The organism is Streptomyces sp. NPDC001634, assembly GCF_040298185.1.
GTDB lineage: Bacteria > Actinomycetota > Actinomycetes > Streptomycetales > Streptomycetaceae > Streptomyces.
Genome location: NZ_JBEOZU010000016.1, coordinates 93,726 through 118,914 on the forward strand (window position 1 = coordinate 93,726; position 25,189 = coordinate 118,914).

Below are 25,189 nucleotides of genomic sequence, written 5' to 3' on the forward strand. Positions count from 1 at the left end.
GTAGGGGTTGGGGTTCAGCCGTCGAGGGGCTCGTAGTCGAACCAGTCGAAGTGGACGGCGCCTGCCGTGGCGTACATGCCGATGACCCGGCCGGTGAAGCCGCCGGCCACCTCCGTCGACAGGTAGCGACCGTCGAGGGTCGCGAGCTCGGTGAACGTTCTGTCCGGGCCTTCGATGCCCAGAGTGACGACGTCGGGGCCGGTGCAGGGCCCGTGCGGTGACGGCGGGTCAGCGATGGCGACGGCCAGGACCACAGGCCCGGCGGGCACGGACTGGGCGGCCACGACCGTGCGCAGGGAGCCGACGCGCGCGATCACCCGCACCTCCGTGCCGGACGCCTCGATCTCGTAGTGGTGCCGCTCGTCCAGCCGGACGGCGAGGCCGCCGCGCCCCTGCCCCGGGTCGACCAGGGTGCGTGCCCGGCAGGAGAGGTGCTGCTGGCGGCGGCCGGTGAACACCACGTCGGGCTCGTCCAGGGAGCCGCCCCGCGCGCGGAGCGTCAGCCAACCGGGGCGCTCCTTGGTGGTGCAGAGCTCGGCGGGGCGGTCCCGCACGGAGATCCAGGTCGGCCCGAGTTCGCTCAGCTCGAAGTCGTCGCGCCGTTCCTCGGCCGGGGCGAGGGCGGGAGAGAGCGGCCAGGGGAGCGCGGACAGGTCCAGGGCGACCTCGCCGACGACCGGCCAGCCGTCCTCCCAGGTCACGGGGGCCAGGAAGGTCTCCCGGCCGAGTACATGCCAGCCGGGCGTGCCGCCGCGCGGCCGTACCCCGAGCAGGACCATCCACCACGAGCCGTCGGGACCCTGGACCAGGTCCGCGTGGCCGGTGTTCTGCACGGGGTGGTCGGTGCCGCGGTGGGTGAGGATCGGGTTGGCCGGGTGCGGCTCGAACGGGCCGGTCGGCGTGCGGCCGCGGGCGATCGACACGGCGTGGCCGCGCTCGGTGCCGCCCTCGGCGATGAGCAGGTACCAGTAGTCGCCGATCCGGTACAGGTGCGGCGCCTCCGGAGCCTTCGCGCCGGGGCCGCCTGACCAGAGCTTGTGCGGAGTGCCGTACGTCTGTCCGGTGGACGGGTCGATACGGACCTGCGCCACCCCGGCGACCGTGCACCAGCACGTGCCGTCCACGTCCCAGGCCAGGTCGGGATCGATGCCGGGCACGCCCGGTGCCCAGACGGGATCCGACCACGGTCCGGCCGGGTCGGTCGCCGTGACGATCAGGTTGCCGCCGCCCTCGCTGCAGTTGGTGACGATCAGCCAGAAGCGGCCGTCGTGATGGCGAAGGGTGGGGGCGTAGATGCCGCCCGAGGACGCCATGGAGGCCGGCAGACGCAACTGCTCCGGCCGGTCCAGGACGTTGCCGATCTGCCGCCAGTGCACCAAGTCACGGCTGTGGAAGAGGGGTACGCCGGGGAAGTACTCGAAGCTGGAGCAGGCGAGGTAGTAGTCGTCGCCGACCCGGCAGATGCTCGGGTCGGGGTGGAAGCCAGGGAGCACGGGGTTGGTGGCGCGGGCCGGCGGGTTCTGAGCGGGCACCCTTGATCGTCCTTTCGTCGGGTGGGCGGCAGGGTCGGCGCTCAGGGAGCGTCCGGTTCCGTGCGGGTGATGCGGAGCAGCGCCGCGGAGGGCGCGGTGGGCAGGGTCACGGTGAGGTCGGCGGTGTCGGGGTTCCAGACGGCAACGGCCTGACGCGCGGCGGGGTACAGCACCTCGACACAGGCTGCGCCGCCCGCCCGTTCAGTCAGCCGGAGGGTGGTGGTGGCCTCGCCGCCCGGGCGGCGCCAGACGGTGAGGTACGTGGTGACGGGGGTGTGCAGGGCGAGAGCGATCCAGGGGTCGTCCCAGGCGGGCAGCCCGAGCGGCCAGGACGGTACGGCCAGGGGCAGGTCGGCGCGGACGGCCTTGTACACGGCGACCGCCTCGTGGACCAGGGTGCGGGCCTCGGGCCCCAGCTCCGGAAGGCGGCCGGAAAGGTGGATGCGGCCCAGGAGGCCGCTCGCCATGGTGAAGGCGACCTCGTCGAGTGAGTCCTCCGGCTGTGGATAGGCCCACACGGCGCCCTGCTCGGGGGTGACGGCGGTGGGTGCGGAGGCTGCGATGGGCGCGTAGTGGTGCAGGTTCTGCTGGTCACTGGTGGACTGCAGCTGCAGCCGCGACAGGAGCGCGTGGTCCCAACGCATGCCGCCCGAGGCGCAGTTCTCCACCACCAGGTGCGGATGGCGGTCCAGGATGCCGTCGAGCCAGTCCAGGTGCGCCCGGTTGTGGCCGAGCAGGCCGGCGCCCGGACTCTCGCCGGGGTGGGCGCTGGTGCCGGAGCCGGGGTCGATGTTGTGGTCGAGCTTGAGGTAGCCGACGCCCCACTCGCCGACCAGGCGGTCCACGACCTGGTCAAGGTGGGCGCGGGCGGCCGGGTGGCGCAGGTCCAGGTGGTGCAGGCCGGACTCGGTGACCCGGACGCCGTCGCGGCGGAAGTACGCCGCGTCGGGCAGGGAGTCGGCCACCGGGCTGTGGACGCCGATCACCTCCGGCTCCAGCCACAGGCCGGGCACCATGCCGCGCTCCCGGATGCGGTCCAGCACCTCGTGGATGCCCTTCTCTCCGGGGAAGCGTGAGGCGGCCGGTTCCCAGGCGCCGACGGTGGTCCACCAGCCGTCACCGTCGTCGTACCCGCCCGCGTCGATGACGAAGTACTCGGCGCCGGCCTCGGCCGCCGCGTCGATCAGCGGCAGCAGCTTTTCGGTGGTGGGGTCTCCCATCAGGCAGTTCATGTAGTCGTTGAAGATGACGGGCAGAGCCCGGTGGTCGGGATGCGGGCGGCGGTGGGCGCGCCGGTAGCGGGTCAGCGCGGCGAACGCGGCGTCGGGGCCGCCGTCGGCGCCGAAGGACAAGGCCACGGGTACGGTGCGGAAGGCGGCGCCCGGTTCCAGCGGCTGCCGCCAGCCGTGGTGGAGGTCGGTGGGCCCGAACAGTGCCATGTAGGCCGCCTTGTCGCGTTCGGCGCACTCCCAGCGCCAGCCCCCGCCGTTGTGCTCGATCTGCCACACCCGGGTGCGACCGGTGCTGCGGTCCGTCAGGCCGCCCATGGGCAGGCGCCCGCAGCTGGACCAGGTGCCCTGTCCGGTCAGGGCGAAGCCGGAACGGCCGTTCGCGTGACTCACGCGTCCTGAGTGGTCCGGTGTGGTCAGCCGCAACGGCCCGCGCTGCCAGCGGCATTCGGCGAGCCAGTCGTTCTCCGCCCACAGCAGGTCGGCGGCGTCCAGGTCCGCCGGGTCCGGCGTGGTGAGGCACCCCATGGCGAACGAGCTGACCGACTCCAGGCGGAGCGTGTCCTGCCCTTCGTTGCGCAGGGTCATCTCACTGCGGAGCACGGGTATGCCGTCCGGCGACCGGTAGGTCACCTCTGCGACCAGACCGGTGTCCGGGTCGTGGAGGTGGACGGTCAGGGTGTGCCAGTCACCGTCGCGGGCCGCGCGGTGGGTGCGGTGGCGCAGCCGCCCGCCGATCGCCGTCTGGATCAGGCGGCTGCCCGACCAGTCGCGCCCGTGACCCGTGGCCGTCACCTCCACCAGAGGCAGGGACCCACGCGGGCCGTTGCTCGCCTCTCCGGGCAGTCCGAGGTCCGTCAGGCGGGCGCTGCCGTCGTCGCCGAGGACGAACTCGAGGTGCAGTGCGTCGTGACCCCAGCGGAAGCTCCGCTGTTCCGTTTCCATGGGTTCCGTTTCCATGGTGGCCTTTTCGAGGTCAGTGGCCGCGCAGGACCGCGCAGGCGCCGGGCGGCAGTTCATGGGCCGCCCGGCCGGTGAGCAGGTCGTGGGCGGGATCCGGCAGGGGCACGGCGTCCTCGGTGTGGTTGATCAGGACGTGCCAGCGGCGGCCGTCGGCCGCGTGCCGGGTGACGGCTTCGACACCGGCCGGCAGGTTCGGCAGCTCCGGCTCGACGCCGGCTTCCTTCAGGAGCCGTCCGAGCAGGGAGCCGTAGTCGGCGTCGTCCAGGCGGGTGGAGAGATACCAGCCCTGTCCGGTGCCGAAGCGGTGCCGGGTCAGCGCAGGGCTGTCCGCGAGCATGCCGTGGCTGTAGGCGGCGAGCGTCTCCGCGCCCTCGGTGCGCAGGGACTCGCTCCAGACGGTGCCGTGCGAGCCGTCGGACAAGGTGATCCGCTCGCCCGTCCGCAGCGGCCGGTGCTCCTCGACGCGGATGCCCAGCGCCTCGCGCAACGGTGCGGCCGGGTAGCCGCCGAGCCGGGCGTGCACGCGGTCGTCGACGTAGCCGGCGGCGTGCTGGACGAGGAGCGTTCCCCCGCCCTCGACGTAACGGCGCAGGTTCTCCGCACCCTTGTCGGACAGCAGGAACAGGGAGGGAGCGATGACCAGCCGGTAGCGGCTCAGATCGTGCTCCGGGTGGGCGAAGTCCGCCGTGACGCCCGCGTCCCACAGCGCGCGGTGCGCCCCGGCGAGCGGTGCGTGGTAGTCGAGGCGGGAGGAAGGCAGGCCGTCGACCTCCAGCGCCCACATGGCATCCGGGTCGTCGAGCACGGCTGCCTGCGCGATAACCGTCGATCCCGCCAGTTCGCCGAGCCGGGCGACCGCCTCGCCGGTCTGCGTGACCTCGCGGAAGATTCGGCTGTCGGGGCCCGCGTGCGGGAGCATCGCCGAGTGCCAGGTCTCGGCGCCGGCCCGGGACTGCCGCCACTGGAAGAACAGGGCGCCCTCCGAACCGCGCGCGATGTGGCCGAGACTGTGCCGCAGAACGTCCCCCGGCTCCTTGCCGATCACCTGATCGCCGTCGTAGACCGTGCTGGTGCCCTGCTCCATCAGCAGCCACGGGCGGCCGCCGGCCAGGGAGCGAGAGCGGTCGGCGTAGTAGGCCACATGTGCGGCGCCGTCGAGGCCGTTCGCGTCCGGATACTGGTCGGAGCTGACGACGTCGAGTTCGCGGGCGAACGCCCACACGTTCAGCCGCAGGTCGTAGGGCAGCATCAGGTTCGTCGTCACCGGGCGGTCGCTGTGCTCGCGGATCGCGTCGCGCTGCTCGCAGTAGGCGGCGATGATCTCGTCGGCCCAGAAGCGGTGGAAGTCCACTGTCTGACCGGGGTTCTTGTGGTACTGCGTCGCGCGTGGGGGCAGGATCTGCTCCCAGGAGGTGTAGCGCTGGCTCCAGAAGGCCGTGCCCCACGCCTCGTTGAGGGCGTCCAGCGAGCTGTGCCGGGCGCGCAGCCACACTCGGAACGCGGCCGCCGCCTGGTCGCACCAGCAGAGCGTGCCGTACTCGTTGTGCACGTGCCACAGCGCGAGGGCGGGGTGGTCGCCGTACCGTTCGGCCAGGGCGGAGGCGATCCGGCGGGCCGCGCTGCGGTAGGCGGGCGAGGCGAGGCAGTAGGTGTCGCGGCTGCCGTGGACGAGACGGGTGCCGTCGGCCCTGACCGCCAGTGCGTCTGGGTGGGCGAGGGTGAACCAGGGCGGCGGGGAGGCCGTCGGGGTGGCGAGGTCGACGGCCACGCCGTTCGCGTGGAGGCGCTCGATGTGGGCGTCCAGCCAGGTGAAGTCGTAGCGTCCCTCCTCCGGTTCGAACAGGGCCCAGGAGAAGACGCCCATCGTGGCCAGGTTGACCCTGGCCCGGCGCATGAGTTCGTCGTCCTCCTTCCAGACCGGCTCGTCCCACTGCTCGGGGTTGTAGTCCCCGCCGAAGGCGAGGCCACCCAGGCGGTCGGTGATGCTGCGTGCCGTCATGAGGCTTCCTTGGGTACGGAGAAACGGGTGATTCTCTGACGAAGCGTCAGGGCGGGCCGGGGCACGCCAAGTTCATCCGCCGACCGTTCGGCTGATGAGGCTTCTGCGGTTCAACCCGTGACTCATGGCGGCGGCCCATACTCGGCAGTTGTCGAAGCGCTTCACCTTGCAGGCGAAGGTAACGGAGAAGTTTCGTGCGAAACAAGAGCCCCTGCGCCAAGAAACTTTCATTCCCTGGTCGTTGGCGACCTCCCAGGGGTGATGGCGCTGTCGATGCGCTTCGACACTCCGCTTTTATCGCCAAGGGATCACGTGCTGGAAGACGTGGCCGTGCCAGAAACGCAGATCGCCGAAGCCCTGCTGGGTCAACTGCTCCTGAACCAGCAGGGCTTCGGCATGGCCGACGAGGGTGAGTGTCCCGGTGTCGGGTTGGCGCGGGTCGGCCGCGCGATCAGTGCCGGGCGAACTGGACCCGGGTCGGTTGCACGACGTTCGCCCGTAGGGCGATCCCGCTGACGGTCAGCTGTTCCCCGTAGATGTCCGTGACTCTGATCGTGCTGCCGCACCCACTGCCGTCGGCGGATATGAAGTAGTTGTAAGAGGTGCGGGGCAACTGCCGCCAGCCGCTCCCGGTGTGGACCTCCAGCCGCGTCACCGGATTGCGTTGGCCGATGGTCTGGATGCCGCACCAGTAGGGGTTGGACCCGGTCTTGTACCTGATGGACACCGTCTGGGACGTGCTCGGGCTGACCAGGTTCCAGGTGATCGGGATGCGGCCGACCTTGAGGTCGGCGAGTTTGGCGAAGGCCTGTTGGCTGAGGTCGAGTTGCCCGGGTGCGCAGGGCAGGGGGCACTCGTTGGTGATCCGTACGGTGATGGAGGCGCCGTTCGCCGCGCGGACATGGACGTAAGCGCCGCACGCCCTGGACGTCTCGTAGTCGGTGGTGTTCATCGCCGCGATCATCATGTCGTCGCTCGGGCCGAACCCACAGGCGCCGTCTCCGTCGCCGGCTTCGTAGGCGGTGGCGACCCCTGTGTAGGTGGTCCCGGGCTGTATCCGCCCTGCCGACGATGCCGTGGTCGAATTCGTTCGCGAGGTCCGCGGGGCGGACGCGGCCGGCGGCCGTTTCGACGGGGTGTGTGCGGAAGCCTTCGGCGTCGGCGAGCCCGTCGCGGTCGGGGTGCCCGTGGGACTCGGGGTGCCTGCCGGGGTCGTGGCCCTCGCCGGGGTACCGGCGGCGCGTGCGACCGCGACCGACGCCCCGTCGGTCCCGCGGTCGGGGAGCAACGCCATGACCAGGGCGGCGACGACCCCCGCGGCGGCCAGCCCCACCGTAGTGCCCACCAGCAGCCTGTGTCTGCGCCTGCGCTGCCGTGCGGCCTGCCTTGCTGTATTCATGCCTGTCCGTTCGGATGCTCGAGTCGACGGTGCACTGTTCAGTGGCCACAGGAAGCGCAAAGGTTGCCGACATTTTTCGGCACGTCGACGAGGAGCGGTCGCCGGGCCCCGCCCGGTGCAGGATGCCGCGCTCACGGACCCGGGGGTGCGTCCTCCGGACCGGTGCGCGGGGCGTCCACCAGCTGAGGTTCTGCTCCGGCCTGCGCACGCCGAGGTCGTGTCGGTCGACGTGGACGACCACGCGATCCGCTTGAAGGGCTCGCTCCACGGAAGGACCGCGCGGGCGTACTACTACCGCTTCCTGGCGCGGCTCCAGGACAACGGCAGGCATCTCACCGACGCCCCTTGTTTCGTGGATCAGCAAGCCGACTTCCACATCACCCTGCCGGTCGACGTGGTGGCGGAACTCCATCCCGGGGGAGAGGCGCTGTGGGATCTGCGCCTGAGCGCGTACGGCGGGCCGGAGATCCGTCTGGCGATGCTGGCCGGCGATCTCGTCGACCGCCGGGACGTCAGCGTGTTTCCGGCCCTCCGGTGCGCGGGCCCCGGCGGGGGGCTGTCGCTGCGGCCCCAGCTGACACGTGATCACGACCTGGTGCTCAGAACCGCCACACGGTGCTGGGCCGACGGTAGAGCGGCGACGGTCAGAGGGCGACGAGCCGCCACTGCTGGTTGGTTCCGTCACCGACAGGCCACTGGATCACTTTCGCGCCGTTGTCCGCCGATCCGCCCTGCACGTCCGCGCACCAGCCGTTGCGGACGTTGACGAGCCGGACGTATCCACCGCCCGCGTCGACCACCTTCCAATGCTGGTTGTCGCTGTTGCCGTCCGGCCACTGGATGAGCTGGGCGCCCTGTCCGGAGCCCCCGGGGCTGTCGACGACCTTGCCGCTGTGGCGGGCGACGAGGCGGAAGGAGCCGTCGGCGTCGGGCTGGAGCTGCCACTGCTGGTTCTGGCTGCCGGACCAGCCCCACTGGATGAGACCGGCGCCGTCGGCGGTACTGCCGCCGGTGACGTCGAGCACCTTGCCGCTGCGCCGGTTTTCGAGCCGGAAGAAGCCGCTGAGCAGGGAGATGGTGATGTCGGTGCGCTGTCCGGCGGTCAGTGAGACTTTCCTGGCGTGGGTGCCGAGGGAGGAGGGCGCGACGGTCGCGGTCGTGGTCACGGAGGTCATTCCGCGGCGGCTGATCAGCGTGACGTCCTGGTCGACGGCGGAGGTGACGGACAGGGTGGCGGTCCGGGCGTTCAGGTCCCAGGCGAAACTGTGGATCCGGATCCGGCCCCGGGCCCGGACCCCGGTGATCGTGCCCTTCGCCAGTTGGTCGGGCAGCGCGGGGAGGATCTCCAGCACTCCGGGACGGCTGTAGATCAGGGCCTCGGCCAGCACGCCGGGGATGGCGTTCGCGGCGTCGGCGTTGTAGATGTCGAGGTTCGGGTTGTGGGAGGTCATCAGCGACTTGAAGACCATGTTGTTGCCGAGGATCTTCCGCAGGTTGCCGTAGACCTGTCCGCCGTCCTTGAGCCGGGCCCAGGCCAGTGCCCGGTGCAGGCTGCCGTGTGCGGAGATGTTCTGGTCGCCGCGCAGCTCGAGGGCCCGCTGTGCCGGGCGGACCAGGGAGGGTTCGTTCTCGGGGTTGATCTCATGCAGCGGCCAGGCGCCGTACAGGTGCTGGACATGCCGGTGGTTGTAGTTGTCGGTGAGGCTCGGCCAGGACCACTCGGCCAGTGCGTTGTCGCTGTTGACTCGGTAGTCCGGGAATCTCTTCAGCAGTGCCGTCCAGCGGGCGACGCCCTGACCGCCGCCCTGTTCGACGCCGAGGGTGTTGGCTGCGTCGATGGCGGCTTGGAGGGCGTGCTTGCCGGCCATGATGTCGCCGGTTGCGTTGATCGAGAGGTACACGCCGGTGTTGCCGGGGGCGTTCTCCATGGAGAAGGACGGCACGAAGACCGCCTTGCCGTTCGCGTCGGTGCGGGTGAGGAAGTCCTCGTAGAACAGGGCCAGTTCCATCAGTGCGGGGCCGAGCTTGTCGCGCAGGAACGCCTGGTCGCCGGTGACCTGGTAGTACTCCAGGAGCGGGTGGAGGAGCCAGTCGGCGCCGCCGGTCCAGCAGTGGCCGGGGAAGTTGCCGTTGTTGAAGTGGAGCATGTGGCCGTACTCGCCGTCGGTGCGGGAGGGGGCGAGGAAGCCGCGGGCTCCGTAGAGGTTCTGCGCGTTGGTGCGCCAGTCGTTCAGCTGGCCCAGGATCAGGTCGAAGTAGCCCTGCATGGGCTCGGTCAGGTCGAGGATGTTGCCGCCCGCGACCTGGAGGTTGACATTGGCGTCGGTGGTGAAGTCGTCCGCCCAGGCGGCGCCCCACGATCCGGCCCAGATGCCGGTCAGGCGAGGCGGCAGGATGCCGCTGGAGCTGAGGAAGAGGTAGCGGCCGGAGTCGTAGAGTCGTTCCAGCAGCGCCGTGTCGATGACACTCCGGTCGGCGTTCTGGCGGGCGATCAGTTCAGTGACGGAGAGCTGCCGGTCGGCGGCCGGCACGTTCAGGTCGAGGCGTGAACGGTCGTAGACAGGGGTGTGCAGGGCGGTGTGCCGCGAGAGCAGTGCGGTGTAGTCGGTGCCGAGCGCGGCCAGTTGGGTGTGCAGCGGCTGGGAGTCCCAGCCCGTGGACGACTCGTAGCGGCCCAGCTTCGTCAGCAGCAGCACCTTGGCCGCCTTGGCCACCACGATCGTGGAGCCGTTGACGGTGACCGTGGCGCCGGTGCCCGAGGCGACGACACGGGTGACGCCCTCGTAGCCGAAGGCGCCCTGCCCGGAGGGGTAGGTGCCGCGCAGATTCAGGTAGCCGGAGCCGCCGGTGACGGTGGCACGCGTGGTGAAGCTCATGCTGCTGGGAACCCCGGTGAGCGCGGTGTTGGCGCTCAGCGTGGTGTCGACAGTGCGGCCGGGAGCGGGTGTCAGCTCATGGACGATCACCTCGTCGGCCCGGGAGACGAACGCCCGCCGGGTCCAGGTGCCGAACTGGTCCGTCCAGCTCGAACTCACCTCGCCGGTACGGAAGTCGGTGACCCGTGCGTAGTTGTCGACCGTGGTCATGCCGGGCGTGTCGATGTGCAGTTCGTACGCGGGGTGGTAGGCCTGCGTCCAGCGCAGCGACCAGCCCGCGGCGAAGTCCCGGTTGGCCCCGGCGTAGTCACCCGCGAGTGCTTTGTCGCGTGCGCCCTCCAGACGGCCGGAGATCACCGGCGGGGTCACGTCACGGGTGCCGTTCGGCAGCACCAGCCGCTGATAGTTGAAGACCACCTTCTCCAGGGCGGGAGCGCCGTGCAGCACGGCCCCGTACTCGCCGTTGCCGGTGAGGAAGCCGTCGGTCCAGGAGGAGGCCGGGGACGTGTCGTGGATGCCGCGCTCGGGGAGCGTGATCTGCGGGGGGACGGCCGCCACCGCCGTGCCCGAGAGCAGGCCGCCGGGCAGGGCCGTGGCTCCCGCGGTCAGTGCGGCTGTGGTGAGGAAGCGTCTGCGGTCGATGGCGCTGTCCGTCACGGGGGACTCCTGTGTCCGGTCGGCTGTGCGTGGTCGTGGGGGGAGCGGAGCGGTGACCCGTCATCGTGGTGACCCACCGCCGCCCGGTCGACTTGGAGCGGAATCCGGGCGGCGGCGGGGGTTCGCGGGAAAGGAGGGTCAGACGGCCGTGAAGGACCACAGCAGGTTGGTGCTGCTGCCGTACGTCCACTGTTTGGTGACGGAGCCCGAGGCGACGTTGCCGCCGCCGTCGAGGACCAGGCCGGTGGTGCGGTTGGCAATCGAATACTGGTCGCCGCCCCGGTGGGTGATCTTCCACTGCTGGTTGCTGCCGCCGTTCCAGGGGGCCTGTCGGGCCGGAGAGCCGTCGGAGGTGGCGCCCCAGCCGTCGGCGACCATGCCGTTCGTCCGGTTGACCAGCTTGTAGTAGCCGCCGCCGACCGCCACTGCCTGCCACTGCAGATTGGAGCTGCCGTTCCAGGTCCACTGCTTGAGGTTGGAGCCGGAGGCCACGCCGCCGCCGCTGTCCAGGACGAGTCCGTCGGTGGCGTTGGTGAGCCGGAAGTAGGTGGCCGGGTTGAACTGGACCCTCAGCGAGGCGATCTGGTCGTTGTTGCCGGTGACCCGCAGGTCGGGGTTCTCGTCGGTGAAGGTCCAGGAGGTGCCGCCGAAGTTGTCCCCGGAGTAGCCGATCACCTGGTAGCCGGGGGCCGGCCGGAGGGAGGAGATGCTGCCCGCGCCCAGCCCGGCCGAGGTGAGGTCCGCCGTGGTGTAGTCACCGACGGTGAGCACGGCCGAGTTGCCGCTGTAGTTGACGTCCGTGGCGGCGAGGGCGCCGGCGAGCGGCCGCAGGCCCGGGATCGTGCCGGAGAAGGCGAGCTTCAGGACGTAGGCATTGGCACTGTACGGGGCCGAGGAGGGCAGGGTGACCGTGAGGCCGGACGAGTTCTGGACCGGCGTGGGCAGGTCGATGTAGGTACCCGCGGTGGTGCCGAGGAGCTTCACCGAGGTCAGCGACGAGAGGTTGATCCGATCCGAGTTGAGCGTCTTGATCGTCAGCGAACTGCCGGGCCAGCCCAGGACGGTGGCGTACAGGACGTTGCCGGCCTTGTTGCGGGTGAAGCGGATGTCCTGGGCCGTTCCGGCGTGCGGGGTGGTGAACGCGCCGCCGCCCATCTTCGTCGGGCCCTCGCCGTACGCCGTCCAGGCGCGGGTCGAGTAGATCGACTCGCCGAAGCGCTTCAGGTGGTCCCCGATGCCGAGCAGGATGTCCTTCTGCGCCTGGGGGATGGTGCCGTCGGCCATCGGCGCGATGTTCAGCAGCATGTTGCCGTTCTTGCTGACCCGGTCGATGAACGAGTGCAGCATCTGCTGGATGGAGTAGTAACCGATGCCCTGGGTGTAGCACCAGCTGCTGCTGGAGATGCTGTCGTCGGTCAGCCAGTACGGGGTGGTGATGTCGGCCGGGCCGCCACGCTCGTAGTCGAAGACCTCGCCCTTGGCGTCCATGCCGTCCTTGTAGGTGGCGACGACCTCTTTGCCCCAGCTGTTGGCCTGGTTGTAGTAGTACGACAGGAAGTTCAGGCGCTGTGTCTCGTCGACGGCGTCCATCTTGAAGTCCTGCCACAGGATGTCGGGCTGGGCGCGGTCGATGACCTCCTTGAGCTTGTCGTACCAGAGCTGGTTCTCCGCGGTCGAGCCCAGCTGGCCGTAGAGCTTCTTGAGGCTGGGGTCCGTCTGGGCGGGGGCGTACTCGTAGAAGCCGTTGAAGTGGTACGCGTGATGCATGGCCACCAGCAGCTTGAGGCCCTTGGCGCGGATGGCCGTGGAGAAGAGCTGCAGCAGGTTCAGCCCTGGGCCCTTGTTCACCGAGTTCCACTCGTTGACCTGGCTGTCCCACATGGAGAAGCCGTCATGGTGCTCGGCGACCGGGCCGGCGAACCTGGCGCCGGCGTCGACGAACAGCTGCACCCACTCGTCGGGGTCGAAGTTCCCGCCCGCCGACTTCAGCTTCGGCGCGAACTTCACGAAGTTGCCCGCCAGGTCCTGCGCGCCGTTGATGAAGTTGTGGTACGGCCATGCCGATGGCTGGCCGTAGGTCGCGATGTGGTGCTGATTGGCGTTGCTGCCCGCCTGGTACATGTTGCGCGGGTACCACTCGCTGTCGTAGGCGGGGACGCTGAAGACGCCCCAGTGGAAGTAGATGCCGAACTTGGCGTCCTGGAACCACTCCGGGGCCGGCGGGTGCTGGTCGACCGAGTTCCAGTCGGGCGTGTACGTGCTGGGCGCCGCCTGGGCGATGCCGGCACCGAACACACCTCCGGCAACGGCCGCCGCGGCGACGCAGGTGGCACCGGCCAGGAAGTGGCGTCTGTTGATCGAACTCGACATGGAGACATCCCTGATGCAGAAGGGGACGGGGGAGGGCAGGGCGCCGCTTGTTACGCATGAAGGTCTGCCATGTCTCCCTGGGATGTCAACCGGTGTGCAGGGATGAAAAGCACTGCACGGCAAGGTAGTTGGCCGTGCTTGAGGCGGTTCTGATGCGATTTGCGACTGCCTAAACATGGCATGTCTGTCAGGACTCCATGGCCGATTCGGATCATCCAAGCGCGAGGATTGATGGGATGGATCTTGTCTTCTTGGCGTCACCCCCTACCAATCCCAGGTGCGGCATGACCTGGTATTACGGTGCTCATTCGATCGCGGGGGTAGACAGGGCGCCATGGGCGCACCTATAAACATCCCATCTCTACCGCGCGGCGATACGCAGATGTCGTCGAGGCGAAACATCTCCCGCTACGGGACCGGCGCGAGGAAGCACCGATGAGAGTCAGAACCGCCCTCTGTTCAGCCGTCTCCGCCCTGTCCGCAATGGCTTTGCTCAGCGCCTGCGGCAGCGGCTCCACCAGCGGTGCGTCGTCGACTGACACGCCGCTGGTCGGCGTCGACTACCCCCGTTCCGACACCGACTTCTGGAACTCGTACATCAAGTACACGCCCCAATACGGCAAGCAGCTGGGCCTGGACCTGAAGACGACCAACTCGCAGAACGACGTCGCCAAACTCACCGCCAACGCGCAGACTTTCATCAGCCAGGGCGTCAAGGGCATCGCCATGGCTCCGCAGGACACCGCCGCCATCGCGCCCACCCTCGCGCAGCTGGAGGCGAAGAAGATCCCGGTCGTCACCGTCGACACCCGCCCCGACAGCGGCAAGGTGTTCATGGTCGTGCGCGCCGACAACCGCGCCTACGGCGAGAAGGCCTGCCAGTACCTCGGCACCAAGCTCGGCGGCAAGGGCAAGGTCGTCATGCTGGAGGGCGGTCTGGACTCCATCAACGGCCGTGACCGCACCGAGGCGTTCAACGACTGCATGAAGAAGAACTACCCGGACATCAAGGTGTTCGGCGAGGCCACCAACTGGGACGGCGCCGTCGCCGCCCAGAAACTGCAGACCGACCTGACGGCCAACCCGGACATCAAGGGCGTCTACATGGAGGCCAGCTTCGCGCTGTCCGGCACGCTCCAAGTCCTCAAGCAGAAGGGCCTGTTGGTGGGCCCGAAGGACAAGAAGCATGTGTTCGTCGTGTCCAACGACGGCATCCCCGAGGAGCTCAAGTCCATCGCCGCGGGCAAGATCGACGCCACGGTCTCGCAGCCGGCCGACCTCTACGCCAAGTACGCCCTGTACTACGTCAAGGCCGCGATCGACGGGAAGACGTTCAAGCCCGGCAAGACCGACCACGACAGCACCATCATCCAGGTCCGTGACGGCGTGCTCGAGGACCAGCTCTCCGCCCCGCTCGTCACCGCCGACGGCGCCACCTACGGCGGCGTGCCCAGCGTCAAGAGCGACGACAAGGCGCTGTGGGGCAACAACCTCGGCTGATTGGTCTTCCGGAACAACGGCTCACGAGAACAAGGCGGTTGAGATGAGCGACGGGGAGCGAGCAGTCACTCCCGCGCCCGCCCCGGCGGACGACGGGCGGGCCTCCTCGGACCCGCCCGTCGTCGAGGCGACGGGCATAGTCAAACGATTCGGTCCGACGGTGGCCCTGAACGGCGCCCGGATCACGATCAGGCCCGGCGAGACCCACGCACTCGTCGGCCGCAACGGAGCCGGCAAGTCGACCCTGGTGTCGGTCCTCACCGGCCTTCAGGCCCCCGACGAGGGAACGGTGACCTTCGGCGGCGCGCCGGCCCCGCGGCTCAGCGACCGTGACGCCTGGCGCCGGCGCGTGGCCTGCGTCTACCAGAAGTCGACGATCATCCCCACGCTGACCGTCGCCGAGAACCTCTTCCTGAACCGTCACGACCACGGACAGAGCCGGCTCATCAGCTGGCAGGCCACGCGTCGTCGCGCACAGGACCTGCTGTCGACCTGGTCGGTGGACGTCGACCCGCAGACCCCGGCCGGTGATCTGAGCGTGGAGCAGCGGCAGTTCGTCGAGATCGCCCGCGCGCTGTCCTTCGGGGCCCGGTTCATCATTCTCGACGAGCCGACCGCCCAACTCGACGGGGCGGCCATCAACCGCCTCTTCGACCGCATCCGCGACCTGCAACGCCAGGGCGTGACCTTCCTGTTCATCAGCCACCATCTCCAGGAGATCTACGAGATCTGCGACATGGTGACGGTGTTCCGCGACGCCCAGCACATCGTGACCGCGCCGGTCGCGGACCTTCCCCGCGCCGAACTCGTCGCCGCCATGACCGGCGAGGCGGCGGCCGACCGGCGCGAGGAACGCACCAGCGTCCTCGACCCCGGTGCCACGGCCGCACTGAGCGTCCGCGCGCTGCGGGGCGACGCGTACGACGACGTCAGCTTCCGGATCGGGGCCGGCGAGATCGTCGGCCTCGCGGGGGCCGCCGGCAGCGGTCGTACCGAGGTCGCCGAGACCGTCGTAGGACTGCGGGCGGCAGCGGCGGGCGAGGTGGAGATCGCCGGGAGGCGGCCCCGGCCGGGCAGCGTGCCCGCGGCGCTCGCCGCAGGCGCCGGGTTCGTCCCCCAGGACCGGCACCACCAGGGCTTCGTTCCCGGCATGTCGATCGCGGACAACGCCACCCTGTCCGTTCCCCGCAGGCTCGGCCAGGGCGGCTTCCTCAGCCGCAGCCGCCGGGACCGGCTCGCCGAGGGCATGATCGAGAACCTCGCGATCAAGACTCCCGGTCCCGACCTGCCCGTCTCCGCCCTGTCCGGAGGCAACCAGCAGAAGGTCGTCATGGCCCGCGCCCTCGCCGACGACCCCCGGCTGCTGGTCCTGATCAACCCGACCGCGGGCGTGGACGTGCGCTCCAAGGAGTTCCTCCTCGGCAAGGTCGAGGAGACCGCGGCCACCGGCACCGGAGTGCTCATCGCCTCCGACGAACTCGACGACCTGCGCATGTGCGACCGGGTCCTGGTGATGTTCCAGGGCCGTGTGACCTCGGAGATCGCCCGCGGCTGGCACGACCACGACCTCGTGGCCGCGATGGAAGGAGTGGACTTGAATGCCTGAAGCGATGCCTGAAACCGTCCTCGCGGACACCGCCGCTGCCAAGGGCACGCAGCCGGCGCCCAAGCGGACCGTGCTGCTCGGCGGCCGGATACCCCTGGCCCGCCTCCGTGACCTCGCACTCGTCCCGGCCATCGTGGTCATCGCGATCGTCGGCCAGATCGTCAACCCGGTCTTCCTGCAGGCCGACAACCTCATCAACGTCCTGCAGACCATGTCCGAGATGGCCCTGCTGGTCCTCGCCCAGACGATGATCCTGATCGTCAAGAAGATGGACCTGTCGCTCGAGTCCACCATGGGCCTCGCGCCCGGCGTCGCGGCCTGGCTGGTCGTGCCGGTCGGCGCGGGCCACGGACTCGGACTGCTCCCCGGCGCCTGGTCCGTTCCCGTCACCCTGGCCGTGGGCGCGCTCGTCGGCATGATCAACGCCCTGCTGATCATCCGCTTCGGCCTCAACGGCTTCATCGTCACCCTCGGCATGCTGATCGTCCTGCGCGGCGTCCTCACCGGCATCTCCGGCGGCCAGACCTTCTTCCAGCTGCCGGAGTCGATGCTCTACCTGGGCACCGCCGAATGGTTCGGGATGCCCGCGTCCATCTGGGTCTGCCTGGTGCTGTTCGCCGTCGCGATCGTGGTGCTCGGCTGGACCAGCTTCGGCCGCTCGCTGTACGCCATCGGCGGCAACGTCGATGCGGCGAAGGCGGCCGGCATCCGCACCGACCGGGTGCTGGGGATCGTCATCGTCACCGGCAGTGTCCTCGCCGCCCTCGCCGGACTGATGCTCTCCGGACGCCTGGCCTCCGTCGCCTCGGCGCAGGGCAACGGCTACATCTTCACCGTCTTCGCCGCCGCCGTCATCGGCGGGATCAGCCTCAACGGCGGCAAGGGCACCATGTTCGGGGCGTTCAGCGGCATCCTGCTGCTCTTCATGATCCAGAACGTGCTCACGCTCGCGGGCGTCCCCGCGCAGTGGATCGGCGCCCTCAACGGCCTGATCATCCTGGTCGCGCTGACCATCTCGCGCATCACGGGCGGCAAGGTCCAGGAGTGAAACCGGCGGCCGTCCGGGCCGCCCGGCACGCTGCGCCGCACCCCCATCGCACGGGGTCGTATCGCCCCCGCACCTCACAGGAGTTGCCCCCATGTCATCCGCCCTGTCCTCTTCCCAGGCATCCCCTGCCTTGGCCCGCATCACCGCCCTGGACGTGCTGGACGTGCGTTTCCCGACGTCCGAGCACCTGGACGGGTCGGACGCGATGAACCCCGAACCCGACTACTCCGCCGCCTACGTCGTGCTGCGCACCGACGCGGGCGACGGCTTGGAGGGCCATGCCTTGGCCTTCACCACCGGCCGCGGCAACGACGTCCAGGCCGCCGCCATCGCCGCTCTCGCCCCGCACGTGGTGGGCCTGTCGGTCGACGAAGTCTGCGCCGACCTCGGCACGTTCTCCCGCTCCCTCGTTCACGACCCGCAACTGCGCTGGCTGGGCCCGGAGAAGGGCGCCATCCACATGGCCACCGGCGCGGTCGTCAACGCCGCCTGGGACCTCGCCGCCAAGCGGGCCGGCAAGCCCGTGTGGCGCTTCCTCGGCGAGATGTCGCCCGAGGACCTGGTCGCGCAGGTCGACTTCCGCTGGCTGTCCGACGCCCTCACCCCCGAGGAGGCGCTGGAGATCCTGCGCCGCGCCGAGCCCGGCCGCGAACAGCGCATCGGCCGCCTGCTCGACCAGGGCTACCCCGCCTACACCACCACCCCCGGCTGGCTCGGCTACTCCGACGCGAAGCTGTCCCGCCTCGCCCGCGAGGCCGTCGCCGACGGCTTCACCCAGATCAAGCTGAAGGTCGGCGCGGACCTGGCGGACGACATACGGCGCATGCGCACCGCGCGCGAGACGGTCGGCGACTCCATCCGCATCGCCGTCGACGCCAACCAGAGATGGGACGTCCAGGCCGCGATCGACTGGATGCGCGCACTGGCGCCGTACGACCCGTACTGGATCGAGGAGCCCACCTCGCCCGACGACATCCTTGGCCATGCCGCCGTGCGCCAGGCCGTCAGCCCCATCAAGGTCGCCACCGGCGAGCACATCGCCAACCGGGTCGTCTTCAAGCAGCTCCTCCAGGCCGGCGCGGTAGACATCGTGCAGATCGACTCCGCGCGGGTCGGCGGCGTCAACGAGAACATCGCCATCCTGCTGCTCGCCGCGAAGTTCGGCGTGCCGGTCTGCCCGCACGCGGGTGGCGTGGGCCTGTGCGAGATGGTCCAGCACCTGTCGATGTTCGACTATGTCGCCGTCTCCGGCACCACCGAGGACCGTGTCATCGAGTACGTCGACCACCTGCACGAGCACTTCGTCGACCCGGTGCGCATCGTCGACGGCCACTACCTCGCGCCGACACTGCCCGGGCTGAGCGCGCAGATGCACCCCGAGTCCCTCAAGGAGTACGCCTACCCCGACGGCCCCATCTGGACCGCCCGTGTCTGACGCCCAGGCCCTCGTCGACGCCCACCACCACGTGTGGGACCTGGACGTCCGGCCGCAGCCCTGGCTGGACGAGCCCGGGCATGAGCCGATCCGCCGCACCTTCCGTGCGCACGACCTGCGATCGGCCGCGACCCGGCCGATCGCCGGACGGCGACTGACGAGCACGGTGGTCGTCCAGTGCGTCGCCTCCGTGCCCGAGACCCGCGACCTCCTCGCCCTGGCCGACAGCGACCCGCTGATCGGGGCCGTGGTCGGCTGGGCGGACCTGACGTCCCCCGCGATCGGCGACGTACTGGACGACCTGCGGACCGGGCCTGCGGGCCGGTACCTGCGGTCCGTACGCCACCTTGTGCAGGGCGAGTCCGATCCGTACTGGCTCCAACGGCCGGACGTGGAAAGGGGGTTGCGGGCAGTCGGGCAGCGCGGGCTCGGATACGACGTGCTGATCCGCAGCCACCAGCTCCCGCAGGCAATCCGTCTCGCGGAACGGCTCCCCGAGCTGCCGCTCGTCCTGGACCACGCCGGCAAGCCGCCGGTTGCGCGGGGGGAACTGACCGACTGGGCACAGCAGTTGCGGATGCTGGCCAGGCATCCCCTGGTCCGCTGCAAGGTGTCGGGGCTGATCACCGAGGCGGACCACGAGAAGTGGACCGTCGACGACATCCGCCCCGTGTGGGACGTCCTGCTCTCCGCCTTCGGCCCCGACCGGTTGATGTTCGGCTCCGACTGGCCGGTCGCGGACCTCGCGGGCGGCTGGAACCGCTGGGCCGCCACCGTCGAGGAACTCCTGGACGGCTGCTCCGGCACCGAGATCCACGCGGTGCTCGCCGGCACCGCGACCGCCTTCTACCGCCTGACGCCCGCCCCCACGAAGGAGGGGACACCGTGCTCCTGACGGAACTGCTTCACCCCGGGATCCTCGAATCCCTGGCCGGAGCCGGACACGGCGCCCGCGTCCTGCTCGCCGACGGCCACTACCCCGCGAGCACCGCCACCGGCGAGCGCGCCAGGACCGTCCACCTCAACCTGGCCCCCGGCCTGCTCGACGTCACCACCGTGCTCGACGTCCTGCTGCGCGCCCTGCCCGTAGAGGCGGCCCACGTCATGGTGCCGCCCGAGGGCGAACCGGAGCCGCCCGCCATCGCCGAGTACCGCTCGATGCTGGCGCCCCTCCCGGTCGACACGCTCGGCCGCTTCGAGTTCTACGACGCCGCCCGCTCGCCCGACCTGGCACTGGCGATCGTCACCGCCGACACCCGTACCTACGCCAACCTGCTGCTGACCATCGGCGTCCGCGCTGAAGGGACCCTGACGACACGATGACTCTCGCCGTCCGTTACACATCCGCCCGCACCCTGGACACCGCGGTCGTCGATGCTCCCGAGCCCGGTCCGGGTGAGGTGGAGCTGGCCCCCGCCTTTGTCGGTATCTGCGGTACCGATCTGCACATCTTCCACGGGGACATGGACGCCCGGGTCCAGGCGCCCGCCGTGCTGGGGCATGAGATGTCCGGCCGGATCGTGAACGTCGGGCCGGGCGTGGAGGGCTGGCGGCCCGGGGACGCGGTCACGGTGATGCCGCTGCGCTGGGACGACACCTGCCCGGCCTGCCGCGCCGGCCATCAACACGTCTGCCAGCACCTGGACTTCATCGGCATCGACTCCCCGGGCGCGATGCAGCAGCGCTGGATCGTGCCCGCCTCGACGCTCATCCGGCTGCCGCAGGCGCTCGCCCTGGACCGGGCCGCGCTCGTCGAGCCGACCGCGGTGGCCGTGCACGACGTGGGCCGCGCCCAGGTCGCCGAGGGCGAGAAGGTGGTCGTGGTCGGCGGCGGGCCGGTCGGCATCCTGATCGCGCTGGTCGCACGGGCCGCGGGCGCCGAGGTTCGGGTGGTGGAGCTGAGCGCCCACCGTCGGCTGCTGGCCGAGGAGGTGGGGCTGACGGCGTGGAACCCGGCCGACGACGACGTGCCGGAACTGGTGCGGCAGTGGACCGGGGACGCGGGCGCGGACGTCGCCTTCGAGGTGTCCGGCGCGGCGGCCGGCGTGGACACGGCCGTGGACGTCCTCGGGGTGCGTGGCCGTCTCTGCCTCGTCGCCATCCACCCCCGGCCCCGTGAGGTCAACCTGCACCGCTTCTTCTGGCGTGAACTGACCCTGGTGGGCGCGCGGTTGTACGACCGCTCCGACTTCGAGCGCGCGGTGGCCCTGGTGGCCGACGGCACGATCCCGGCCGAGCGCCTCATCAGCAAGGTCGTGCCCCTCACGCAGGCGCCCGCCGCCTTCGAGGCCCTGGAGGGCGGCGGCGACGTGATGAAGATCCTCGTGGACTGCACCGACGACGCCCAGGGAGTGGCCGTATGACCGCCTTCGACCTCACCGGCAAGCTCGCCGTCGTCACCGGAGCCCGGCGGGGCATAGGCCGGGCCATGGCCCGCGCGCTCGCCGAGGCCGGCGCGGACATCATCGGCGTCAGCGCCTCGCTGGAGGAGTCCGGCAGCGCGGTCGAGAAGGACGTCCTCGCCGCCGGCCGCACCTTCGAGGCGATCCGCACCGACTTCGCCGACCCCGCCGCCGTACGGGCCCTGGGCGCGGACCTCGCCGGGCGGGAACGCCCGGTGGACATCCTGGTCAACAACGCGGGCACGATCCGCCGCGCCCCGGCCGCCGACCACAGCGACGCCGACTGGGAGCTGGTGCTCCAGGTCAACCTCAACGCGCAGTTCGCGCTGACCCGGGCGGTCGGAGCGGCGATGGTGGCCCGCGGCCAGGGCAAGGTCATCTTCACCGCCTCGCTGCTCAGCTTCCAGGGCGGCATCACGGTCCCCGGCTACACCGCCGCCAAGCACGGCATTGCCGGTCTGACCAAGGCGCTGGCCAACGAGTGGGCCCCGCACGGGGTGAACGTCAACGCCATCGCGCCCGGCTACATCGCCACCGACAACACCCAAGCGCTGCGGGACGACCCGGTGCGCAGCAAAGCCATCCTGGAACGGATCCCGGCCGGCCGCTGGGGCGACGCCGACGACCTCGCCGGCGCCACGGTGTTCCTGACCTCGGACGCCGCCGCCTACGTGCACGGCGTCGTCCTGCCCGTCGACGGCGGATGGCTGGGCCGATGAGCGGGACCGACCTGACCTCCGTACTGGCAGGAGCCCGTCTCCTGCCGGTGCTGACCGTGCCGTCCACCGTGACCGCCGGCCCGCTGGCCGACGCGCTCGCCGCGGGCGGCGCCCGGTGCGCCGAGGTCACCTTCCGCACCCCCGGCGCCGAGCAGGTGCTCAAGACGATGGCCGCCGATGGGAGGCTCACCGTCGGCGCCGGCACGGTCCTCACGCCCGAGCAGGCGGAGCGGGCCGTGGCGGCCGGGGCCGGCTTCGTGGTCTCGCCCGGCTTCGACGAGGAGGTCGTCGCCAAGTGCCGGGCGCTGGGTGTGCCCGTGGTGCCCGGTATCGCCACCGCCACCGAGCTGATGCGCGCCCTGAAGGCGGGCCTCGAGACCGTCAAGCTCTTTCCCGCCGAGCCGCTCGGCGGCCTGCGGACACTGCGAGCGCTGGCGGCCCCCTTCCCCGGGACGCGCTTCGTACCGACCGGCGGGATCGACGCCTCCCGCATGGCCGCCTACCTCGCCGACCCGGCGGTCCTGGCCGTCGGCGGCAGCTGGATGGCCACCACCGACCACCTCGGCCGGGGCGACTACGAGGAGATCCGCCGACTGACCGCCGACGCGGTGGAAGGGAGCATGACGTGATCGACGTGGTGGCCCTGGGTGAGGTGATGCTGCGCTTCGACCCGGGGGAGGGACGGATCCGCACCGCCCGCTCCTTCCAGGTATGGGAGGGCGGTGGCGAGTACAACGTCGTCCGCGGACTGCGCCGCTGCTTCGGCCTGCGCACAGGCGTGGTCACCGCCCTCGTGGACAACGCGGTGGGCCGGCTCGTCGAGGACCTGATCCTCCAGGGCGGCGTCGACACCTCGCTGATCCGCTGGGTGCCCGCAGACGGGATCGGCCGCACCGCCCGCAACGGGCTGAACTTCGTCGAACGCGGCTACGGCATCCGCGGCGCGCTGGGCGTCAGCGACCGCGCCCACACGGCCGTCTCCCAGCTGCGCAAAGGGGACGTCGACTGGGACGCGGTCTTCGCGGGCGGGGTGCGCTGGTTCCACACCGGCGGTATCTTCGCCGGCCTGTCCGACACCACGGTGGACGTCGCGGACGAGGCCATGGCCGCGGCCCGCCGCCACGGCGTCACCGTCTCCTACGACCCCAACCACCGCCCCAGCCTCTGGGCCGGCCGGGGCGGCGCCGACGCGGCTCGCGAGGTCGACCTGCGGCTCGCCCGGTACGCCGACGTCGTGGTGGGCGCCCTGGGCCTGGCCGGGACGTACCCGGGACAGGCGCGCGTCGGGGCCGACGAGGTGCAGGACGCGCTCGCCGAGGTGGCCGGCCTGCTGCCCGAGGCGAAAGTACTGGCGACGACTCTGCGCGACGTGCCCTCGGCCGGGATCAACGACTGGTCCTCGGCCGCCTGGTCCGCTGATACCGGCCTAGTCACCGGCCCGCGGATGCCCGGCCTGCAGGTCCTGGACCGCATCGGCTCCGGCGACGCCTTCGCCGCCGGTCTGATCCACGGGCTGCTCAGCGGCACCGGCCTGGAGCGCGCCCTGGCCTACGGCACCGCCCACGGCGCCCTCACCATGACCACGCCCGGAGACGTCTCCATGGCCTCGCTCGCCGAGGTCGAGGCGCTCATCGAGGGCGGGTCGCCCCACGTCAGACGCTGACCGTCGCCCCCATCGCCCGTATCCCAGGAGCACGTCTTGCACCAGCGGAAGATCCAGAACACGTCCGTCTCACTCACCGAGCTCGGTTTCGGGGCCTCCGTGATCGGCAACCTCTACCGCGTCACCCCGGCCGACGACGCGACCGCCTCCGTCGATGCGGCCTGGGAGGCCGGCCTGCGCTACTTCGACACCGCACCGCACTACGGCCTCGGCCTCTCCGAGCGCCGCCTCGGCGCTGCCCTGCGGGACCGGCCCCGCAATGAATACGTCGTCTCCTCCAAGGTGGGCCGACTGCTCGTGCCCAACGAGGAGCCGCGCGGCGTCGACACCGAGGGCTTCGTCGTACGGGATGACCTGCGCCGGCAGTGGGACTTCAGCCGCGACGGCGTACTCCGCTCCATCGAGGACACACTGCAGCGCACCGGCTTGGACCGGCTGGACATCGTCTACCTGCACGATCCGGACGACCACTGGCGGCAGGCGGCCGAGGAGGCCATGCCCGCGCTCGCGGAGTTGCGCGACCAGGGCGTGATCGGCGCGATCGGCGCCGGCATGAACCAGTCGGCGATGCTCGCCCGCTTCCTGCGCGAGACGGCCGCCGACGTGGTGATGCTGGCCGGGCGCTACACACTCCTGGACCAGTCGGCGCTCGACGACGTACTCCCGGCCGCGCGGGAACTCGGCAAGAGCGTGGTGGCGGTGGGCGTGTTCAACTCGGGACTGCTCTCCCGCGACCGGCCCGCCGAGGGCATGAAGTACGACTACCAGGATGCCCCGCCGGCTCTGGTCGTCCGCGCTCGGGCGATCGCCGAGGTCTGCGAGGCACACGGGACCACTCTGCCCGCCGCCGCGATCGCCTTCCCGCACACCCATCCCAGTATCATCAACGTCACCCTCGGCATGCGTACTCCGGAACAGGTCGGACGAAACGTGGAACTCCATGATCAGCAAGTCCCGGACGGCCTTTGGGACGATCTCCGCACTCAGGGGCTGATCAGGTCGGACGTGCTCGCGGGGCACAGTGGGGGGAGGGATGTGCGGTGTCTCTGACGGACAAGGCCATCGAGCAGATCCGTGAACTGATCCGGACCGGTGCGCTGCCTCCGGGTTCGAAGCTCCCACCGGAGCCGGACCTGGCCGCGCAGCTGGGCCTGTCCCGCAACCTCGCCCGCGAGGCGGTCAAGGCGCTGGCCGTCGCGCGGGTCCTGGAGGTGCGGCGGGGCGACGGCACGTATGTGACCAGCCTTCAGCCGAGCCTGCTGCTGGAGGGGCTCGGCGGCGCGGTGGAACTGCTGCAGGGGGACTCGGTCGCCCTGCAGGACCTCATGGAGGTACGGCGGCTCCTCGAACCCGTGGCCACGGCCCTTGCCGCCACGCGGATTTCCGATGAGCAGCTGACCGAGGTGAAGCGGCACCTGGACGCCATGCGCGAGGCCAGCGACGACGTCGAACGCCTCAACGCCCATGACGCCGCCTTCCACCGCGCCGTCGTCTCGGCCACGGGCAACGAGACCCTCCTCACCCTCCTGGAAGGGATCTCCGGCCGCACCCTGCGCGCCCGCATCTGGCGCGGTCTGGTCGACGACCAGGCCGCGGGCCGAACCCTCGCCGAGCACGAGGCGATCTTCAACGCCCTGTCCACCCGTGACGCCACCCTCAGCCAGGCCGCCGCACTGCTGCACGTGAGCAACACCGAGCAGTGGCTGAGGGAACACCTGCGCTCAGGCGAACCCCTCTCCTTCGGGACGACAGCGGGGAAGTGACGGGCGGGCACCGCCTGCCCATGACGGG

At 70.6% G+C, this 25,189-nt stretch carries 18 protein-coding genes; 12 read left to right on the forward strand and 6 right to left on the reverse strand.

The window, feature by feature from the left end:
* Nucleotides 1-14: 14 nt before the first annotated feature.
* From ABT186_RS13225 to ABT186_RS13250, 6 genes are all read right to left on the reverse strand, one after another.
* Nucleotides 15-1,532 (reverse strand): glycoside hydrolase family 43 protein, encoded by a 1,518-nt coding sequence (locus ABT186_RS13225; protein ID WP_351925063.1) that lies wholly within the window; start codon nt 1,530-1,532, stop codon nt 15-17.
* Between the two features lie 41 nt (nt 1,533-1,573).
* Nucleotides 1,574-3,706 carry an alpha-galactosidase gene (locus tag ABT186_RS13230; RefSeq protein ID WP_351925065.1) on the reverse strand — a complete coding sequence of 711 codons (2,133 nt, stop codon included), beginning with the start codon at nt 3,704-3,706 and terminating at the stop codon, nt 1,574-1,576.
* 31 nt (nt 3,707-3,737) lie between these two features.
* Entirely contained in the window at nt 3,738-5,723 is a 1,986-nt protein-coding gene (locus ABT186_RS13235; RefSeq protein WP_351925067.1) for a beta-galactosidase, read from the reverse strand.
* A gap of 451 nt (nt 5,724-6,174) precedes the next feature.
* Complete coding sequence (locus tag ABT186_RS13240; protein WP_351925069.1) at nt 6,175-7,122, reverse strand: expansin EXLX1 family cellulose-binding protein; 948 nt, start codon at nt 7,120-7,122, stop codon at nt 6,175-6,177.
* Between the two features lie 644 nt (nt 7,123-7,766).
* The gene (locus ABT186_RS13245; protein WP_351925071.1) at nt 7,767-10,655 is read right to left on the reverse strand and encodes a glycosyl hydrolase family 95 catalytic domain-containing protein; all 2,889 of its coding nucleotides are present in this window, start codon (nt 10,653-10,655) and stop codon (nt 7,767-7,769) included.
* Nucleotides 10,656-10,793: 138 nt separating this feature from the next.
* Nucleotides 10,794-13,025 carry an alpha-L-fucosidase gene (locus ABT186_RS13250; RefSeq protein ID WP_351925073.1) on the reverse strand — a complete coding sequence of 744 codons (2,232 nt, stop codon included), beginning with the start codon at nt 13,023-13,025 and terminating at the stop codon, nt 10,794-10,796.
* Between the two features lie 435 nt (nt 13,026-13,460).
* Here ABT186_RS13250 and ABT186_RS13255 point away from each other — a divergent pair, with 435 nt between their 5' ends.
* The 12 genes from ABT186_RS13255 (at nt 13,461) to ABT186_RS13310 (ending at nt 25,161) form a co-directional block, all read left to right on the forward strand.
* Nucleotides 13,461-14,525, forward strand: coding sequence for a sugar ABC transporter substrate-binding protein (locus ABT186_RS13255; protein WP_351222451.1), 1,065 nt, complete (start codon nt 13,461-13,463; stop codon nt 14,523-14,525).
* A gap of 43 nt (nt 14,526-14,568) precedes the next feature.
* Complete coding sequence (locus tag ABT186_RS13260; protein WP_351222453.1) at nt 14,569-16,131, forward strand: sugar ABC transporter ATP-binding protein; 1,563 nt, start codon at nt 14,569-14,571, stop codon at nt 16,129-16,131.
* Nucleotides 16,132-16,135: 4 nt separating this feature from the next.
* Nucleotides 16,136-17,179 (forward strand): ABC transporter permease, encoded by a 1,044-nt coding sequence (locus tag ABT186_RS13265; RefSeq protein ID WP_351222470.1) that lies wholly within the window; start codon nt 16,136-16,138, stop codon nt 17,177-17,179.
* Nucleotides 17,180-17,270: 91 nt separating this feature from the next.
* Complete coding sequence (locus ABT186_RS13270; protein WP_351925075.1) at nt 17,271-18,614, forward strand: L-fuconate dehydratase; 1,344 nt, start codon at nt 17,271-17,273, stop codon at nt 18,612-18,614.
* A complete protein-coding gene (locus ABT186_RS13275; RefSeq protein WP_351222457.1) occupies nt 18,607-19,509 on the forward strand; it encodes an amidohydrolase family protein in 903 nt (300 codons plus the stop codon). The genes ABT186_RS13270 and ABT186_RS13275 overlap by 8 nt, the downstream gene beginning before the upstream one ends.
* Nucleotides 19,500-19,937 carry an RbsD/FucU domain-containing protein gene (locus ABT186_RS13280; protein ID WP_030051921.1) on the forward strand — a complete coding sequence of 146 codons (438 nt, stop codon included), beginning with the start codon at nt 19,500-19,502 and terminating at the stop codon, nt 19,935-19,937. Before ABT186_RS13275 ends, ABT186_RS13280 begins: the two co-directional genes overlap by 10 nt.
* Nucleotides 19,934-20,977 (forward strand): zinc-dependent alcohol dehydrogenase, encoded by a 1,044-nt coding sequence (locus ABT186_RS13285; RefSeq protein WP_351925077.1) that lies wholly within the window; start codon nt 19,934-19,936, stop codon nt 20,975-20,977. Before ABT186_RS13280 ends, ABT186_RS13285 begins: the two co-directional genes overlap by 4 nt.
* Nucleotides 20,974-21,735, forward strand: coding sequence for an SDR family NAD(P)-dependent oxidoreductase (locus ABT186_RS13290; RefSeq protein ID WP_351222462.1), 762 nt, complete (start codon nt 20,974-20,976; stop codon nt 21,733-21,735). Before ABT186_RS13285 ends, ABT186_RS13290 begins: the two co-directional genes overlap by 4 nt.
* Nucleotides 21,732-22,364 carry a bifunctional 4-hydroxy-2-oxoglutarate aldolase/2-dehydro-3-deoxy-phosphogluconate aldolase gene (locus ABT186_RS13295; protein ID WP_351925079.1) on the forward strand — a complete coding sequence of 211 codons (633 nt, stop codon included), beginning with the start codon at nt 21,732-21,734 and terminating at the stop codon, nt 22,362-22,364. The genes ABT186_RS13290 and ABT186_RS13295 overlap by 4 nt, the downstream gene beginning before the upstream one ends.
* A complete protein-coding gene (locus ABT186_RS13300) occupies nt 22,361-23,398 on the forward strand; it encodes a sugar kinase (RefSeq protein WP_351925081.1) in 1,038 nt (345 codons plus the stop codon). Before ABT186_RS13295 ends, ABT186_RS13300 begins: the two co-directional genes overlap by 4 nt.
* Nucleotides 23,399-23,434: 36 nt before the next feature.
* Nucleotides 23,435-24,448: an aldo/keto reductase gene (locus ABT186_RS13305; RefSeq protein ID WP_351237433.1), complete on the forward strand. Its 1,014-nt coding sequence runs from the start codon at nt 23,435-23,437 to the stop codon at nt 24,446-24,448.
* Nucleotides 24,439-25,161, forward strand: coding sequence for a FadR/GntR family transcriptional regulator (locus tag ABT186_RS13310; RefSeq protein ID WP_351237435.1), 723 nt, complete (start codon nt 24,439-24,441; stop codon nt 25,159-25,161). Before ABT186_RS13305 ends, ABT186_RS13310 begins: the two co-directional genes overlap by 10 nt.
* Nucleotides 25,162-25,189: the final 28 nt, after the last annotated feature.